This is a genomic window from Leeuwenhoekiella sp. CH_XMU1409-2 (assembly GCF_037029365.1).
GTDB lineage: Bacteria > Bacteroidota > Bacteroidia > Flavobacteriales > Flavobacteriaceae > Leeuwenhoekiella > Leeuwenhoekiella blandensis.
In genome coordinates this window covers 1-16,459 of the sequence record NZ_JAYMEI010000020.1, presented here as the reverse complement: position 1 = coordinate 16,459, position 16,459 = coordinate 1, and the positions used below count along the sequence as shown (strand labels likewise).

Here is a 16,459-nt window from a genome sequence, read left to right as displayed (position 1 = left end):
TTATACTGAATTTCTAGTGAAATTACTTTGCAATATTCACCGCTCTGGTTTCTCTAATCACGGTGATCTTAACCTGACCAGGATAGGTCATATCGGTTTGAATTTTTTGTGAAATTTCAAAAGACAAGGCCGAAGCTTTCTCGTCGTTTACTTTTTCACTTTCTACGATCACACGCAGTTCTCTACCCGCTTGGATCGCATAAGCTTTCTTCACCCCTGCAAAACCAAAGGCAATATCTTCAAGATCTTTTAATCGCTGAATGTACGAGTCTAACACCTGACGTCTCGCTCCAGGTCTTGCCCCGCTTATCGCATCACACACTTGAACGATTGGCGCTAATAAAGTTTTCATTTCGATCTCATCGTGGTGAGCACCAATAGCATTGCACACATCTGGTTTCTCACCGTATTTTTCAGCCCACTCCATACCTAGTAATGCGTGAGGCATTTCGCTTTCCGTCTCCGGCACTTTACCTATATCGTGCAATAATCCGGCGCGTTTAGCAAGTTTAGGATTGATTCCGAGTTCTGCAGCCATGGTCGCACAAAGCTTCGCTACTTCCCTACTGTGTTGTAATAAGTTCTGACCATAAGAAGAACGATACTTCATTCTACCTACTGCTTTAATCAATTCAGGATGTAAACCATGAATTCCCAGATCAACTACGGTGCGTTTACCAACTTCTACAATTTCTTGCTCGATCTGTTTAGTAGTTTTCTTTACTACTTCTTCAATACGTGCCGGGTGAATACGACCGTCAGTTACAAGTTTATGAAGTGATAAACGCGCAACTTCTCGACGTACACTGTCAAAACAAGAAAGAATAATCGCTTCCGGAGTGTCATCTACAATGATCTCAACACCGGTAGCGGCCTCGATCGCACGAATGTTACGTCCTTCACGACCAATAATTCTACCTTTAACATCATCACTTTCCAGATTAAATACAGAAACGCAGTTTTCAACAGCTTCTTCAGTACCAATACGCTGAATGGTATTAATGATGACTTTTTTAGCATCTTGCTCTGCGGTAAGCTTGGCTTCCTCCATCGCGTTTTGAATAAATGCCATCGCATCACTTTTTGCTTGATCTTTTAAAGACTCTACCAGTTGTTCTTTAGCATCATCTGCAGAAAGTCCCGAGATCACTTCTAATTGTTGCACCTTACTGGCGTGCAACTTGTCAATATCAGATTGACGCTTATCAAGATATTCTAAGCGATCATCATAGTCTTTTATCTTGGCCTCAACTTCTTTATTTAATTTCTTGTTTTTGGCCAATTCGCTGCTTACCTGAGACTCCTTATCACGCGTTCTCTTTTCGGCATCATTGATTTTTTTATCACGTGAAAGAATCACTTTTTCGTGCTCAGATTTAAGCTCGATAAACTTTTCTTTTGCCTGAAGGATCTTATCCTTTTTAATAGATTCTCCCTCGCTCTTTGCTTCTTTTACAATGTTTGCAGCTTCTTTTTTTGCATTGCTTACAATTTGAGAGGCATTATTTTTCTCTAGCAATTTTGCTAGTAAAAATCCTAGTGTGCCGGCAATTAAGATGACACCTACGATTATAAGTACAGTATTTCCCATTGAGTTAGTGTATATATAAAAAAAAGCCTACATTGGAAGTGTTTTGAGTAAACTCCTTAAAATAAATCATAGGACTAACGAGCTGATCAAGAATCCGTTCAAAGACGGCGCGCTTTTACAACTCAGACTCATCCCTCTTAAAGAATATAGTGTTGAGTTTACCAAAAAATGTAACCAATGTAGGCAGTAAGTAATTCTATTTTAAAGAACGTTAGGATAACTGACTTTTAACCAGCAACTCTAAGTTTTTCAGTTGCTCGATGGCTTCAGAGTGTTCTCCTGCGCCGTTCATATCCTGTTGTATTGTTTTTGAAGCAAACTGTAAAGCACACATAGCTAAAACATCTTGCTTATCTCGCACAGCATAACTTTGCTCAAATTTCTTAATCATTACCTCTATCTCTTTCGCCGCTTTACGTAAGCCTTCTTCCTGTTGAGGTTTTATGGTTAAAGGATAAACCCGATCTGCTATAGATAATTTGATCTTTAAGTGTTCTGACATATCCTTTAGTGCTAATCTGCAAGTTGTGCAATACACGCATCAAGTTCGCGCATCATAGCATTTATTTTGAGCTTGGTCTCCCGTTTGTATTCATTACTGCCCAGCATTGCATTTGCAGTTTTAAGTGTACTGTATTTTGCTTCCCAATTTTGAAGAACCTCGTGCAAGTTGTCATTCTCTTGCTTCAGTTGTTCGTTTTCAGCTAGTAACAGTTCGTTATGACGCTGAAGCTTCTGGTAGCGATGCACCAATTTGCTCATCACATTTTGTAATGCATCAACGCGCTCCAACAGTTCACTCATAACCTCGTTTTAACAATGCTTCGTCACACAAAGTTAACATTCGTGCACTAATATCCCAATACAATCTATTTTATTTTTAAATTACATATAGCTGTGAATAATGTTTTGGATTTTAGTTTTTTAGCACTCAATTGGTTATAAATTAAAACTCAAGTTCCCAATTAAATTGTTCAAAAGAATGGTGTTTTAGTTTAGATTCATCATACTAATTCGTGGCATCTGATGTTTAATTCCTATAGTTTACCTCAAATAGTTAATTTAGCTTTTCTATGAATAAGAACTTTCTGCTAGCCTTCTTGATGTTTAACGGAATCCTTTGTGCGCAGAGCGATATTCCGCAGGATGTATTTATCAACCCCCTAAAGATCCCAACGGTTTTTGCGGGAACTTTTGGCGAATTGAGAAGCAATCATTTTCATAGCGGATTAGATATCAAAACTCAACATCGTACAGGACTTGAGGTGGTGGCCAGCGCCAGCGGTTATGTAAGTCGCATTAAAGTTTCGCATTATGGTTATGGCAAAGCGCTTTACATCACACATCCTGACGGGCATACCACGGTCTACGGTCATTTGAGTAAATATGCTCCGGCGATCGAGGCCTATGTAAAAGAAAAGCAATATCTGACAGAAAGTTATGAGGTTGAACTTTTTCCCAATCCTGATGAACTAAAGGTAACCCAAGGTGATCTTGTTGCTTACAGCGGCAATACCGGTGGCAGCGGTGGCCCACATTTGCATTTTGAGATCAGAGACAAGAATGAGCGCCCGATGAACGCACAACTCTTTGGTATACAAGCACCAGATCATCGCGACCCGGTAATTAAAGATCTTGTGGTCTATCCCCTAGCCGACTCCAGTCAGGTAAATCAATCGCAATTGCAACAAAAGCTGAACTTTAAAAAACAGCAAGACGGAACCTTCTTAGCCGAAAAAATAAGTGCTTATGGTCCACTAGGGTTTGCGATAGGAACTATCGACCAACAAGATGGCGCCAATAACAACAATGGTATTTATGCAATTGAAACACGCCTTAATGGTGAGAAAACGCTTGAAGTTTTAATGGATAAATTCTCCTTTGCCGAAACCCGCTATTTAAATCGAATGATCGACTACGCCCGTTATGAAGGAGAACGTGAACGCGTTCAAAAGCTCTTTATCGAACGCAACAATCCCTTAAGCATCTTTAAATATGAAAAGGATAACGGAATCCTAAACCTTACGGAAAATGGTTCTAATGCGATCTATTCCATAAAAATTAAAGACATTAAAGACAACACGACTACGCTGGTTATTCCTATCGAAATTAAAAAGGAAGAAATCTTAACGCCAAAGGTTGAAAAAACCACACCTTATTATGTGCAGGCTGATGCCAGTCAGAATTTTGAAGTGGGCGATTGGGAACTCTTTATTCCTGATGGTGCATTTTACGACGATTACTATCTGGATATCTCGGCTAAAACCGATGCGTTACATTTGGACGAAGATCTGATTCCGGTACACAAATATATCAGACTGGCTTACGATGTTTCGGCTTTTAAGCCCGAAGATCGAGAAAAACTTTTTATAGGACGGGTAAGTTATCGTGGCAGCTTGCGCTACGAAGGTGCACGTCTCGAGGGAGATCAGCTTACGGCTAGCGTAAACGCATTGGGCGATTTTAAAATAGGTTTGGATACGCAACCGCCAAAAATTCAATCTTTAGACTTTACAAACGGAAAATGGATCTCTAAACATAAGACGATCAACTTTAAGATCACAGATGAAGATACCGGCATCAAAAGTTACCGGGCTACCATCAATGGAAATTTTGCACTTATGGAGTATGAGTATAAAAAGAACCAACTCACCTATGCTTTTGAAGATGGTATAAGCCAAAGCGGCGCCAACGACTTTAAACTCATCGTGACCGATAATGTTGGGAATAGTACTACTTTTGAAGCAACTTTTTACAGAAAATAATCCTCTTGAGCCGTTTAAAATTCCTTTTTGCCCTTTGCGCTTTGACAACAGCCGTAACAGTTTGTGCGCAAACCGCTACGATTAAAGGGATTGTTTTTAATGAAGCACAACAACCGCTGGATGCAGTTGCTATTTCCTGGGATGCTGAAGGGACACAAACCGACGAAAATGGGTATTACCTGATAACAATTCCTGCCAATCGCGAGATCAGGATCAGTTTCTCTCATATAGGTTACAAAAAAAGTAGTACTCGCTTTAAGCTTCAGCCCGGAGAGATTATTGAATTAAATCCCGTATTGAAGACTTCGGTTGAACAAATGGCAGATGTGGTTGTCACTTCAGCAACGTTAGACCAACAAGAAGGCATCATCAGTCTTGCTCCCGAAACCGTGCGCAAAATTCCCGGCGCTAATCCCGGTGTAGAAAATTTGCTGCAAGCCTTACCCGGTGTGAGCAGCAATAACGAACTTAGTACGCAATATGCGGTACGTGGTGGAAACTATGACGAAAACTTAGTCTATATCAATGATGTCGAAGTGTATCGCCCTTTTTTAATACGCTCGGGACAGCAAGAAGGCTTGAGTATTATAAATCCTGATCTTGTTAGAGACATTGATTTTAGTGCCGGAGGTTTTCAGGCTAAGTATGGCGATAAGCTTTCCTCTGTGCTAGATATCACGTATCGAAGACCCGTTAATTTTGCAGCTTCAGCAGATCTAAGTCTTCTTGGCGCCAGCATTTCCGCAGAAGGTATAAGCAACAACAAAAAGTTTACTGCGCTCGTAGGTGCTCGTTATTGGGATAACAGCTTGCTTGTTGATGCCAAACAAACACAAACCAATTACCAACCCCGTTTTACCGATTTACAAACCTATCTGACCTATACCTTTAATTCTAAGTTCAGTATGGATTTTTTAGGAACGATCGCTATAAATAATTACAATTACGAGCCACAGACTAGGCAAACTAATTTTGGTACGCTAGCCGATCCTGTAGCTCTGCTAGTGGTATATGATGGTCAGGAACAAGACCGTTATGAAACCTATTTTGGAGCAGTAGCCGGAACCTACAAACCCAATACACATCTCAATTTAAAGTTTACCGCCTCTGCCTATCATACGCAGGAGCAAGAGCATTACGACATTCATGCACGCTACGCTTTAGGAACGCCCAGCACCAATATAGGAAGTGCCGATGCTGGTGAAGTTGATTTTACGCGCGCAATTGGTTCACAGCTCACGCACGCCCGCAATGATCTGGATGCGCTTATTGTAAATCTTCAGCATAAAGGACAGTATATCAAAAATGAGCATCAACTGGATTGGGGGCTGAAATATGCGCACGAATCGATTAGAGACCGTTTGCAGGAATATGAGATCATAGATTCTGCCGGCTTTTCTGTGCGCCCGCCACTTGAAACTTTTACCAATCAACAACCTTATGAAGCTTTTGACGCTCCGTTGGTTCCCTTTATTTCAAGACGTGCACAAAACATGGTAAACATCGATAGGTTGATGGGGTATTTTCAATATTCCCGAAGGTTGAACTGGTCTAGCTCAAAAGCCTGGTATAACATTGGACTGCGTTCACAAACCTGGACGGTAAGTGGTTTAGGAATTGTATCCAACACTCAGCAGGTTTTTAGTCCGCGGGGGCAATTCAGTATAAAACCGAATTGGAAAAACGATATGCTTTTTAGACTTGCTGCCGGTATTTACCACCAACCTCCCTTCTACCGCGAACTGCGTAATGCTCAAGGACAAGTACTTCCTGAGGTTGAAGCACAACGCAGCTTACATTTGGTACTAGGCAATGATTGGAGTTTTGATATGTGGGGTCGCCCGTTTACACTCACTTCTGAAGCTTATTTTAAAAGTCTAGATCACGTAAATACGTATACTTTAGAAAATGTACGCATCAGGTACCGCGCCGCCAATGATGCCGAAGCTTATGCCTATGGTTTAGATGTGCGTCTTGCAGGAGAATTTGTTCCGGGAACAGACAGTTGGATCAGTCTCGGACTCTTAAAAACCGAAGAAAATATTCAAAACCGCGGTTATATCGCGAGACCTACCGATCAGCGTTTTAAGATGGCTTTTCTTTTTCAGGATTATGTACCGCGCATTCCTGATATGAAACTTTACCTCAAAATGGTGTATCAAACCGGCCTACCCGGAGGTTCACCCAGTTATGCAGATCCTTACTTTTATCAAACACGATTACCCTTCTATTTCCGGTCTGATGTTGGCTTTTTATACGATATCATCAACGCAGATCGCGGTGCTTCAATAAACAGTTTCATTAAAGAGCTGAGCACGGGGATTGAGATCTTCAATATTTTTGATCGTCGCAACAGCATCACCAATACTTTTGTGAGAGATGCAGCTTCACGGCAACAATATGCGGTTCCCAATTATCTCACGCCACGGGTGTTTAATGTACGCTTGCGTGCACGCTTTTAGCTAGGCGATAAAGTCTTTTAATGTAGCCACCACATAATCTACTTCTTCTTTAGTATTCTCGTGAGAAAATGAAAAACGTATCGACGGCTTGTTCAGTTTGTCTTTGGCAAGAAAGGCGTTAAGCACATGGCTGCCTTGATCGCTTCCGCTTTGACAGGCACTTCCTTTTGAACACGCGATTCCCTTTAGATCCAATTGAAATAAAAGCATCAGCGCTTTATCTTCAGGAACCGGAAGACACACATTGAGCAGTGTGTAGGTACTTTTGGTACCGTCACCACAATTCCCATTAAAATGTACATCAGGGATGTGTTGCTCTAATTGCTCTTTAAAATACCACTTGATCTCTTCGATATAGGCGCGCTCTTCAGCAAGATGCTCCTGAGCTTTGATCAACGCGGTTTCCATTCCTGCGATGTTATGCACCGGTTCGGTTCCTGCACGACTTCCGCGCTCTTGTCCGCCACCAAAAATAAGCGACTTGATCTTGCTGTTCTTTCGTAGAAAAGCAAACCCCACACCTTTGGGACCGTGAAATTTATGCGCAGCTGCAGCAATAAAATCGACAGGAATCTCACTTAAATTCAGATCAAAATGTCCTACCGACTGCACCATATCGCTATGAAACAAGGCATTATGCTCTTTAGCCAGTTTAGCTACCGTTTCAAGGTCGAGCATATTCCCGATCTCGTTGTTGATGTGCATTAAACTGATGAGCGTTTTCTCGTCGCTCGCTTCAAGCAATTGCGCTAAATGCTCAAGATCTACACTCCCACATTCTTTGATGTTTACATGAGAAACCTTGATGTCATAAGCCAATTGTAAATGCTCTACCACATGAATCACCGCGTGATGCTCAATAGGACTCGTAATGATGTGTCGCACCCCAAGATCGCGCACCGCACTGTTGATGATCAGGTTATCGGCTTCAGTTCCACCGGAAGTAAAAACGATCTCTGCCGGAGTTACATGTAAATATCCCGCAATGGTTTTACGCGCTTGTTCTATAATAGATTTTGCTTTTCGGCCCACGGCGTGCGTAGAAGAAGGATTTCCCGGAACTTCCCGCATTACCTCGATCATACGTTCTAATACTTCAGGACGAATTGCGGTGGTTGCCGCATTATCAAAATACACTTGTGACATTTCTAAATTTTAGTGGCACAAAATTAACGAGAATAAAATTATTTAGTCCGCTTAAGCGTTAGTAAAATGCATTTCCGTTATTTTTGCCCAAAATCTTGTATGTAGTCTATGAAAAAGATCCTGTTTTTCCTTTCACTTATCGCCTTGAGTTCTTGTGATGATGGTGATATCATTGTTTCCTCTTTTGACTTTTCTGAACAAGATGTTGAATATTGCTCTACGGTAGATAATACCGAATCTGAAACCGTAAATTATATTTTTTACAAGATCAACTCAGAAACCAACGAGGCGATCGCTTTTAGAATAAGCACAGACGAACCTATTCTAACCGAATTGAGCAATGAAACGCCTTATACCTTTAATCTGGGCAGCAGCTCGAATAGCTTTGTCTCCTATCGCATTTTTAATAATGCCATCACTTCAGATTATTTCTGTAACGAAGTACCGCCTTCACAACCCAGCGTAACCGAAGAATACATCAGCGCCGAAGGAACCGTGACCATCGTTACGCAAGGGGAATACGATGACAATGACGGGATCGACGCGGAGTTTGAAATGACCTTAAATGGTGATACCGATCTTGACGGCGACGGAATCCCAAACTATTATGATTTTGACGATGACGGTGATAATGTACCAACCAATCAGGAAGGCGTTGTTTTAAATGAAGACGGCTCAATCAATATGGAAGCATCTTTGGATACGGATGGAGACGGCATCCCTAACTTTATGGATCCTGATGATGACGGCGATGGCGTACTTACAATCAATGAAGATCTAGGAAATGAAGATGGTACTCCTGACCTTAACCCGAATAACGACGTGACTGATGTTTCTATTGGTCCTGATTATTTAAACCCAAATATCGCTATAGATCATAACGTAAATGAGTATCGCGTACACACCTACTCATTAAACAACATCAGGCTGACCATCAACTTGACCAACTTGGTGTTTATTTCTCAAAACGGAGAAGAAACCATCAGACAAGAAGCCTTGTTATTTGGTGAATACAGCGCTCCAAACCAACCTACCACCGTGAAGCCGGAGTTTCCTGAGTAGTTAAAAGAATCGGTATATCAAAAAAAACAAAAAGCCGAGCGTAACTGCTCGGCTTTTTGTTTTAAGTTGTACGCTAGCTTTATTTAATTGTTATTTAAATTAACTGTCAATACAGATGTATGACCGTTATTGTCAACAAAAACAAACTCATAGATTGCCGAACCATATAATTCAGAGAATTTGTACCAATAATTATTTTCTAAACTACCAAGTACTCTTTTTTCGTTTCCATTAACACTCAATTCCAATGTAAGCTTCCATATCACCTAACTGCGGTTAAATACAATATTGAAGGTTTTAATTCAAGAAATGTTTAATGTCATTTCACTGACACGGTGAGTTGGATGAAAAGGCCTCCCAATATTTAATAAAAGTGGTTTCATCTATTTTGCTAGTATTAAAACACGCTTCAAAATCCGTTAAAATTAAATTGTTATCTGTCCAGTATCCATAATTATCTTCAAATGGCATTTTTAAAAGCACCTGCGCATTTTTATCCAATCCGATTTCCCGTTGGGGAATGCTTGTAGCAATGTCTAATTCCACGAGCCAATATTTGACCTCTGCGATCTTATGATCAAAGTCTGGGTTTGCTTTTGTGAGTACCGCTGACAAAAGTGTTGCAACAAAGCGTTCTAACCTCTTTCCTACTCCTCTATTAGCTTTAGCTAATTGCGCAACATCAGGAGCTTCAAATTTTATATAAATGTGTTTTTCCAAAGTTTTTTTAATCTATTTTTAGTTTGGAATTAAAGCGGTTACTACCGGTAATTTGAAACTACTACGAGTAAGTAAGCATTTATATTGATTCGATCAGGTTGCATTTTTAGTATTCTTATCTATAATTTTTGCTAGATACTTTAAATCACTTTTCCTCTCAAATTGATATATAGAATAGAACGTAAAAATCAATATGAATAAAAATAAAAGCACAACAATGGTTGCTGCTTTATATTTTAGAAAGTCTAATTCAAATCCATTATTGAATAAGATTAAAGAAATTATTAAGGCAGGCATTAAGATTATAAAGAGCTTACCAAAATAATTTAGCTTACTTGAAATTTTAATAAGAACACCATCATCATCAAAATAAAATTGGTGAATAGGAAAAAAGAGTGGGGCAAATCCGTCCACGGTCCATAACAAAATTAAATTATCTTGTATTTCACCATTAATATTTCCAGATCTGGCTAAGGAACTTTTTAAATGATTTAATAAGTTACTTTTCCTCTTGTATTTTATGATTTTAATTATATCTCGTTTAGTTGGCTTGATAATTTCTTACTTTACTATTTTAAAGATTTGGGAATAGGTCGTTACGAAAAAGATCTAAAAGCTATCTCCTGTACTAAAGATTCTAAAGTTGTTAAAACAAAGCGTATGAATTACTATAACAGTGAACTATAGCGGTTTTATTACCCTTTATCTCCTTCTGTTGTAATCGAATTTTTCCGTTAGAAATCTATTTGCTATTTCATTAAATATTACAGGATTGTTTCTTGGAGCTCCGTGATTTATGCCAGGCATTATACAAAGCTGACCTTTTGGTAAATTATCAAACATCTCTACTGAATGTTCATTTTTGATAATATCTCTATCACCAACCATTATTAAAACAGGAGCTTTAATTTTCTTTAAATCAGAATGACTAATATTCGGTTGATTTAATAAAAGTCCGTCTAATTGTAATTCCATTTTCCAATCTTGAGATGTATCTCCTTTTTCGATCATTTCTAATGCCTTGGATTGCGTTTTCTTAACTTTTTCAGGAGCCCAGCTGTTAACTGCTGTGGTATCAGGTCTCAAATTAGCTCCCATAGCAATTATCTTCTTAACTTTAGTCTTGTTGCTAATACCCATTTTTAATCCAATAATTCCGCCATCACTCCAACCAAGAATGTTTATTGAATCTAGTTGTAAATGTTTTACAAGTCCCTCCCAATCTTTGGTAATTTGAGTATAAGTCAGAGAATCGGTTTTTAATTCTGATTTTCCTTGACCTCTGCTATCAGCAGCGATTACCCTATATTTATCTTTGAAATAATCAATCTGATTTTCCATTGACTTAATGTCTGCTCCACAACCGTGAATTAAAAGTAAAGGTTCTCCTTCTCCATACTCTTCATAATAAATTTTTGCACTATTTATCTCGACGTATTTCCCTATGCTTTTGTTGTTGCCATAAGGAATATCAAATTTGTCCTGTGCAAAACCATTAACCAATGGAAATAGGATTAAAACCAAAATAATTTGAAACAGTATAGAGTCTTTCATTTTAAAATTTTTAATTGTAGCCATTAGCAGTATCTCTCAAAACTAAAGGTTTATGTTTTAAAAGTAGTTGAAGTGGCTGCGATATGCAACAAAAGCTACACTTGAGTCAAATTGAAATTTTAAAGAAGCTTTTTTAGGTATACTATCTTAACTTCCTAAGTGTGATTTGATCAAAAATTAATAAACCACTTAGTTCCGAAGCCTCGGGAAGTTTATTTGAGTTTGTAATGTTGCGTTTTACAGTCTTATGAAACGGTTGTCGTCATTACCCACAGTATTTTAATCGGCTAAAAATTTGGATGTGTAGTTGATTACAAAATCAGCAATAAATGATTTTATAAAACTTTCGTCTCCGTATTCGTCATTCTTCTTTAATTCAGCATATAGTTTTTTGTACTCTGCCGTTTTCTGAAATTCTTCAAATTGACGTCTTTTAAATTGCACAAATTCTTTGTTTTTGTATTTTCTTGCTTCGTTAAAATCTCCACTTTCTATTTCGAGAAGCCAATACTTGGAATAAGTTGAAGCATATCCCGTATGAACATATTCAACCATTTTACCGTGTGGTAATATTAGAATTCCGGTAAACCAGTCAATTTTGACCTTTTTTTCATCTGGGAAAACTTTTTTAAACGCAGAAATCCATTTGTAACGATAACCTTCTTTCGAGTCTTCATCTGAAACTTGAATTTTAATGTCAGTTAGCAATAGTTGTTCATCGATAATCTCAAAATGAGCCACATACCCACGCCACAAAGCTGTCGACATTATACCCCCTTGAGGTCTTTTATCAGGATATTTTTCAAAATAAGGTTCAAGTGGATTTGAATTTAGATTGTATTCTTTTCCTTTAAATTTAATCTTGTCAGGATATTGGGCGGTCAGAGCTGTTTCGGCTTTTAATATTCCGATTGTGCATATTGTTAATATTAGTAAGAATGTTTTTTTCATATTGTGGTAACGGTATTTATAAAGGTCAGTTAATTAGTAAAGTACTCATTTTTTCTTGTTTGGCACAAGCTCTAGTAATTTCAAGTCGATTCCAAACGTAGTCTCCCGAAGCTTCGGCCGAAGAGTATAGAGGATATGTGTAAAACAACCTTGACTTGATACAAAAAAGAATTCATTTTCAAATGATCTAATATTGTGACCCGTTTTGGTATAACGATCCGGAACCCCATTTTTTTCCTCTTTTCTTATCGTCACATTATCAATTAATGAGATCAGCCGTCCTAAAATAGATTTGGTTGAATAATATGTATTTTTACCTATAGAAGTTTATTGAGTGGTAACTCTAAACGTATTAAAAAATGAGCATGGCCTTTTTTAGGTTACTCATTTATCAGACAACAATACATGTAAATAAATATGAGAAATTATAGAATAGGGATTATCGACACTATTTTATTGGCAATTACTGTTTTCGTAGTAAGTACAGCTGGTGTAGCACAGGAGGATAATCGTATTACTAAAATAATTCACCTCTCAGGTACCGATAAAGATCATCGCGTAGATTGGGATTTCAAGATCGATAAAGGTCGTAAAAGTGGGGAATGGTCTAAGATTGCAGTTCCTTCAAATTGGGAGCTCGAAGGTTTTGGGATTTATACTTACGGTCACGATTGGCGAAGACTACGACCAGAATCTGCCGCTATTGGGCAATATAAGCATCAATTTTCTGTACCAAAAGAATGGAAATCACAGACGATCGAGCTTGTTTTTGAAGGAGTAATGACAGATACCAAAGTTATGGTAAACGGTAAATTGGTTGGGCCGGTTCATCAGGGTGGTTTCTATCGATTTAAATATGATATTACCCGCTTTTTAAAGTTTGGAGAAGAAAATCTACTCGAAGTTGAGGTTAAAAATGCTTCAGATAATGATTCTGTAAATAGAGCTGAAAAAGATGCCGATTTTTGGGCATTCGCCGGAATTTACAGACCTGTTTATTTAGAAGTAAAACCGAAAGAATATATAGATCGTGTAGCGATCGATGCAAAAGCTGATGGTTCTTTTAAAATGGATGTTTTTACAGAAAACATTAAAAAAGGAAGAACTATTGAAGCTAAGATTAGTGATTTAGAAGGACAATCTTTAGGAAGTGTTTTTTCTACTGAAGCCGATAGAACGTTAGAGAAAGCTACCTTAAACTATCAGGCTGAAAATCCACAATTATGGTCTCCAGAATTTCCTAATCGCTACCAGGTTGAAGTTAGCCTTAAAGACGGTAATGAGGTTTTACATACGATCACTCAAAAATTTGGATTTAGAACCGTAGAACTAAGAGCTAAAGATGGTTTTTATGTGAACGGTGAGAAAGTGAAATTTAAAGGTGTAAACCGCCATAGCTTCTGGCCTTCTTCAGGGCGTTCAGCAAGTAGAGCGCTTAGTATTATGGATGTCGAGTTGATGAAGGATATGAATATGAACGCAGTTAGAATGTCGCACTATCCGCCAAGTCAGCATTTCTTAGAAGTTACAGATTCCCTTGGACTCTTTGTAATCAATGAGCTTACCGGTTGGCAGAATGCATATGATACCGAGGTCGGAAAAAAGTTGGTAAAAGAATTAATTGTCCGTGATGTGAACCACCCCTCAATTGTGATTTGGGCCAACGGAAACGAAGGCGGTAATAATTATAATTTGCTAGAAGAATATCCAAAATATGATATTCAGGATAGAACCGTAATTCATCCCTGGAATACTTTAGGCGAAACCAATACACTGCACTATCCTTCTTACGATTATGTGTACGAAGCGCTTACCAATGGCGATAAAGTGTATTTTCCTACCGAATTTTTACACGGATTGTATGACGGCGGTCACGGTGCAGGTTTAGAAGATTTTTGGAATATAATGCAAGAAAGTCCGTTATCTGCCGGTGGATTCCTTTGGGTTTTTGCAGATGAAGGTGTGGTACGAACAGACAAAGATGGCTTTATTGACGTAAAAGACAAAGAAACCTGGGCGCCAGATGGGATTGTAGGCCCCTATCGTGAAAAAGAAGGAAGTTTTTATACCATTAAAGAAATCTGGTCTCCTGTGTATATCGATAAAATGGATATTACGCCTCAATTTGATGGAAAGCTGAAACTGGAAAATCGTTACCATTTCACCAATTTATCTGAATGTGAATTTGAGTGGCAACTTATTAATTTTCCAAAACCAAATGCTTCAGAAACCGAAAATGAGATCCACAAGTCAGGAATAGCAAAATCACCAGATATTGCGCCAGATCTTTCAGGATACCTTCAGCTAGACCTTCCAGAAAACTGGACGCAAAGCGATGCATTATACCTAACTGCCACAGATCCTCATGGTCGCAAGATCATGACCTGGACCTGGCCGGTGAAATCTCCGAAGGAAACTGCAGAGGCTATTGTTTCAGGAACTTCAGAAACTGCGGCAAGTGCTTCAGAAAAAGATGCAGTACTTACACTTTCAGCAAACGGAGTAGAAATTAGTTTTAATACTGAAAACGGATTGATCACTTCAGTAGAAAATGAAAAGACTTCGGTTTCATTCAATAATGGGCCAAAATTAACCGATGAGCATAGTAAATTCAAATCCCTGAAACATTACCAAAAAGGCGATAATCAGGTGGTAGAAATGGAATATGAAGGCCCTATTCGCAAAATGGTGTATACGATGCAGGCCAATGGCTGGTTAAAATTGGATTACTCGTATTTCTTAAGAGGTCGAAAAGATTTTATGGGAATCAATTTCGATTATCCTGAAGAAAAAGTGAAAGGTGTAAAATGGTTAGGAAAAGGACCCTACCGCGTTTGGAAAAACCGAATGAAAGGTCAGAATTTTGCCGTACACCAGAAAGATTATAATAATACCGTAACGGGATCTGATTGGGGGTATCCAGAATTCAAAGGCTATCACGACAGGATGTACTGGGCGGTTATCGATACTGAAGAATCGCCAATTACCATAGTTTCGGCTACAGGTGATATTTTTCTTCGATTGTTTACGCCAAAGGATTCTAATAACGAAAATACAAATCCGGCCTTTCCTGAAGGAAATATCTCTTTTATGGATGCTATTAGCCCAATTGGAACAAAATTTAAAAAACCAGCAGAAATAGGGCCTCAAAGTCAGCCTACTGAATTTCATCATAGAGATGATCCCCAGCGTTTATGGGGTGCTACCCTGTATTTTTATTTTGGAAACAACAAGAGTAACTAGGGCTTTTTATAGGAGCCGGTGTTGTGTGTAGTTATTTAATTATAATAACTTTTAAGTCAAATTTTTCTTGTAGGTAATTATGAATGGATATAACATCTGATTTAGCAATTCCTCTTTGATTTGATCCAATTCTAATAAATTTGTTTTTACCTAATAGATCAAATTCTAGTTCATTTTTGTTCTCAGTGATTGGACTTAAATCGGTTTCTTCTAAGTTTAATTTTTTAGAATAGGGAACCTCAAAGCCGTTTTTTTGATTGATAATTAATGTCTGACTATTACTATCAAATTGGATTGAAACCACATTTTTTAGAAAAATCAACCTGAAAGGTGCAGCCAGGATAATAACGATTAATAAAATAAGTTTGATTTCGATTTTTCCTTCTATAAGAAAATTGATTAAAAGGATGGGCAATGTTGATATTAAAATGATTAATACCAGATTCAAGACAATTGTGCGCCATTTTATTTCTGGCCCTTTTATTTTATTTATGAATATGTTTTCCATTAGTTACGCACAACGGTCTCGTATAAACATCAATAACAGTTTTTAAAGTTAACTAATTTTGAGATTAAACATAGACGTTAGCAATTCCGAGTGGATTCGGACGTGGTCGAACCTCCGTAATTGCGGTTATATATTGTTAACAAACAGTTTTATAATCCGACATAATCTGTTTCTTTGATTTCTAATTCCCCAAGTCGGTTATTATTTATTTTAATAGAATACCAAACTCTCCATTGATTGTCCGAATCAGGAACAGCCAAGTCCGAAGTCAGATATATAGTGTTTCCTAAAATGCTATCTATTTCGGTTGAGAAAAGATTGCATTCTTCATAAAATTCAGGAATCAAAAATTTTTTAAAGTCATTTGTAAGCTTCCCTTCAAACCGAACTGTTTAGAAGTGTAATAATTCTTAATTTTAAACAGTATGAGACGAAGCAAATTCACACCTACACAGAT

At 38.1% G+C, this 16,459-nt stretch carries 12 protein-coding genes and 1 other RNA gene; 4 read left to right on the top strand and 9 right to left on the bottom strand.

Annotated features, from left to right (window positions below; genetic code table 11):
• Nucleotides 1–22 precede the first annotated feature (22 nt).
• From rny to WA338_RS16805, 4 genes are all read right to left on the bottom strand, one after another.
• Nucleotides 23–1,591 carry a ribonuclease Y gene (rny, locus tag WA338_RS16820; RefSeq protein WP_273016473.1) on the bottom strand — a complete coding sequence of 523 codons (1,569 nt, stop codon included), beginning with the start codon at nucleotides 1,589–1,591 and terminating at the stop codon, nucleotides 23–25.
• A 49-nt stretch (nucleotides 1,592–1,640) separates the two neighbouring features.
• Nucleotides 1,641–1,749: non-coding RNA, 6S RNA (gene ssrS, locus WA338_RS16815), on the bottom strand.
• Nucleotides 1,750–1,802: 53 nt separating this feature from the next.
• Nucleotides 1,803–2,093, bottom strand: a complete 291-nt coding sequence (locus tag WA338_RS16810) for a cell division protein ZapA (RefSeq protein ID WP_009780303.1) — start codon at nucleotides 2,091–2,093, stop codon at nucleotides 1,803–1,805.
• A gap of 11 nt (nucleotides 2,094–2,104) precedes the next feature.
• Nucleotides 2,105–2,395, bottom strand: a complete 291-nt coding sequence (locus WA338_RS16805; RefSeq protein ID WP_273016472.1) for a hypothetical protein — start codon at nucleotides 2,393–2,395, stop codon at nucleotides 2,105–2,107.
• Between the two features lie 269 nt (nucleotides 2,396–2,664).
• Here WA338_RS16805 and WA338_RS16800 point away from each other — a divergent pair, with 269 nt between their 5' ends.
• Together WA338_RS16800 and WA338_RS16795 are read left to right on the top strand one after the other, a co-directional pair.
• Nucleotides 2,665–4,356, top strand: a complete 1,692-nt coding sequence (locus tag WA338_RS16800; protein ID WP_273016471.1) for a M23 family metallopeptidase — start codon at nucleotides 2,665–2,667, stop codon at nucleotides 4,354–4,356.
• Nucleotides 4,357–4,361: 5 nt separating this feature from the next.
• Entirely contained in the window at nucleotides 4,362–6,818 is a 2,457-nt protein-coding gene (locus WA338_RS16795) for a TonB-dependent receptor (protein WP_414672010.1), read from the top strand.
• Here WA338_RS16795 and WA338_RS16790 read toward each other — a convergent pair whose 3' ends face one another.
• Nucleotides 6,819–7,964, bottom strand: coding sequence for a cysteine desulfurase family protein (locus WA338_RS16790; RefSeq protein WP_009780307.1), 1,146 nt, complete (start codon nucleotides 7,962–7,964; stop codon nucleotides 6,819–6,821).
• Between the two features lie 108 nt (nucleotides 7,965–8,072).
• Between WA338_RS16790 and WA338_RS16785 the strand changes: the two genes are divergently transcribed.
• Nucleotides 8,073–9,026: a hypothetical protein gene (locus WA338_RS16785; protein WP_273016468.1), complete on the top strand. Its 954-nt coding sequence runs from the start codon at nucleotides 8,073–8,075 to the stop codon at nucleotides 9,024–9,026.
• 324 nt (nucleotides 9,027–9,350) lie between these two features.
• Here the strand turns inward: WA338_RS16785 and WA338_RS16780 are convergent, their stop codons facing one another.
• From WA338_RS16780 to WA338_RS16770, 3 genes are all read right to left on the bottom strand, one after another.
• Nucleotides 9,351–9,746, bottom strand: a complete 396-nt coding sequence (locus tag WA338_RS16780) for a hypothetical protein (protein ID WP_273016467.1) — start codon at nucleotides 9,744–9,746, stop codon at nucleotides 9,351–9,353.
• A 702-nt stretch (nucleotides 9,747–10,448) separates the two neighbouring features.
• Nucleotides 10,449–11,300 carry an alpha/beta fold hydrolase gene (locus WA338_RS16775; protein ID WP_273016465.1) on the bottom strand — a complete coding sequence of 284 codons (852 nt, stop codon included), beginning with the start codon at nucleotides 11,298–11,300 and terminating at the stop codon, nucleotides 10,449–10,451.
• Between the two features lie 279 nt (nucleotides 11,301–11,579).
• The gene (locus tag WA338_RS16770; protein WP_273016463.1) at nucleotides 11,580–12,251 is read right to left on the bottom strand and encodes a hypothetical protein; all 672 of its coding nucleotides are present in this window, start codon (nucleotides 12,249–12,251) and stop codon (nucleotides 11,580–11,582) included.
• 417 nt (nucleotides 12,252–12,668) lie between these two features.
• Between WA338_RS16770 and WA338_RS16765 the strand changes: the two genes are divergently transcribed.
• The gene (locus WA338_RS16765) at nucleotides 12,669–15,494 is read left to right on the top strand and encodes a glycoside hydrolase family 2 protein (protein WP_273016461.1); all 2,826 of its coding nucleotides are present in this window, start codon (nucleotides 12,669–12,671) and stop codon (nucleotides 15,492–15,494) included.
• Nucleotides 15,495–15,525: 31 nt separating this feature from the next.
• Here WA338_RS16765 and WA338_RS16760 read toward each other — a convergent pair whose 3' ends face one another.
• On the bottom strand, nucleotides 15,526–16,002 hold the full coding sequence (locus WA338_RS16760) for a hypothetical protein (protein ID WP_273016460.1): 477 nt from the start codon (nucleotides 16,000–16,002) through the stop codon (nucleotides 15,526–15,528).
• Between the last annotated feature and the right edge of the window lie 457 nt (nucleotides 16,003–16,459).

Coding starts and splice junctions, on each gene's coding strand:
- rny (WP_273016473.1), bottom strand. CDS start 1,591: ATGGGAAATACTGTACTTATAATCGTAGGTGTCATCTTAATTGCCGGC.
- WA338_RS16810 (WP_009780303.1), bottom strand. CDS start 2,093: ATGTCAGAACACTTAAAGATCAAATTATCTATAGCAGATCGGGTTTAT.
- WA338_RS16805 (WP_273016472.1), bottom strand. CDS start 2,395: ATGAGTGAACTGTTGGAGCGCGTTGATGCATTACAAAATGTGATGAGC.
- WA338_RS16800 (WP_273016471.1), top strand. CDS start 2,665: ATGAATAAGAACTTTCTGCTAGCCTTCTTGATGTTTAACGGAATCCTT.
- WA338_RS16790 (WP_009780307.1), bottom strand. CDS start 7,964: ATGTCACAAGTGTATTTTGATAATGCGGCAACCACCGCAATTCGTCCT.
- WA338_RS16785 (WP_273016468.1), top strand. CDS start 8,073: ATGAAAAAGATCCTGTTTTTCCTTTCACTTATCGCCTTGAGTTCTTGT.
- WA338_RS16775 (WP_273016465.1), bottom strand. CDS start 11,300: ATGAAAGACTCTATACTGTTTCAAATTATTTTGGTTTTAATCCTATTT.
- WA338_RS16770 (WP_273016463.1), bottom strand. CDS start 12,251: ATGAAAAAAACATTCTTACTAATATTAACAATATGCACAATCGGAATA.
- WA338_RS16765 (WP_273016461.1), top strand. CDS start 12,669: ATGAGAAATTATAGAATAGGGATTATCGACACTATTTTATTGGCAATT.
- WA338_RS16760 (WP_273016460.1), bottom strand. CDS start 16,002: ATGGAAAACATATTCATAAATAAAATAAAAGGGCCAGAAATAAAATGG.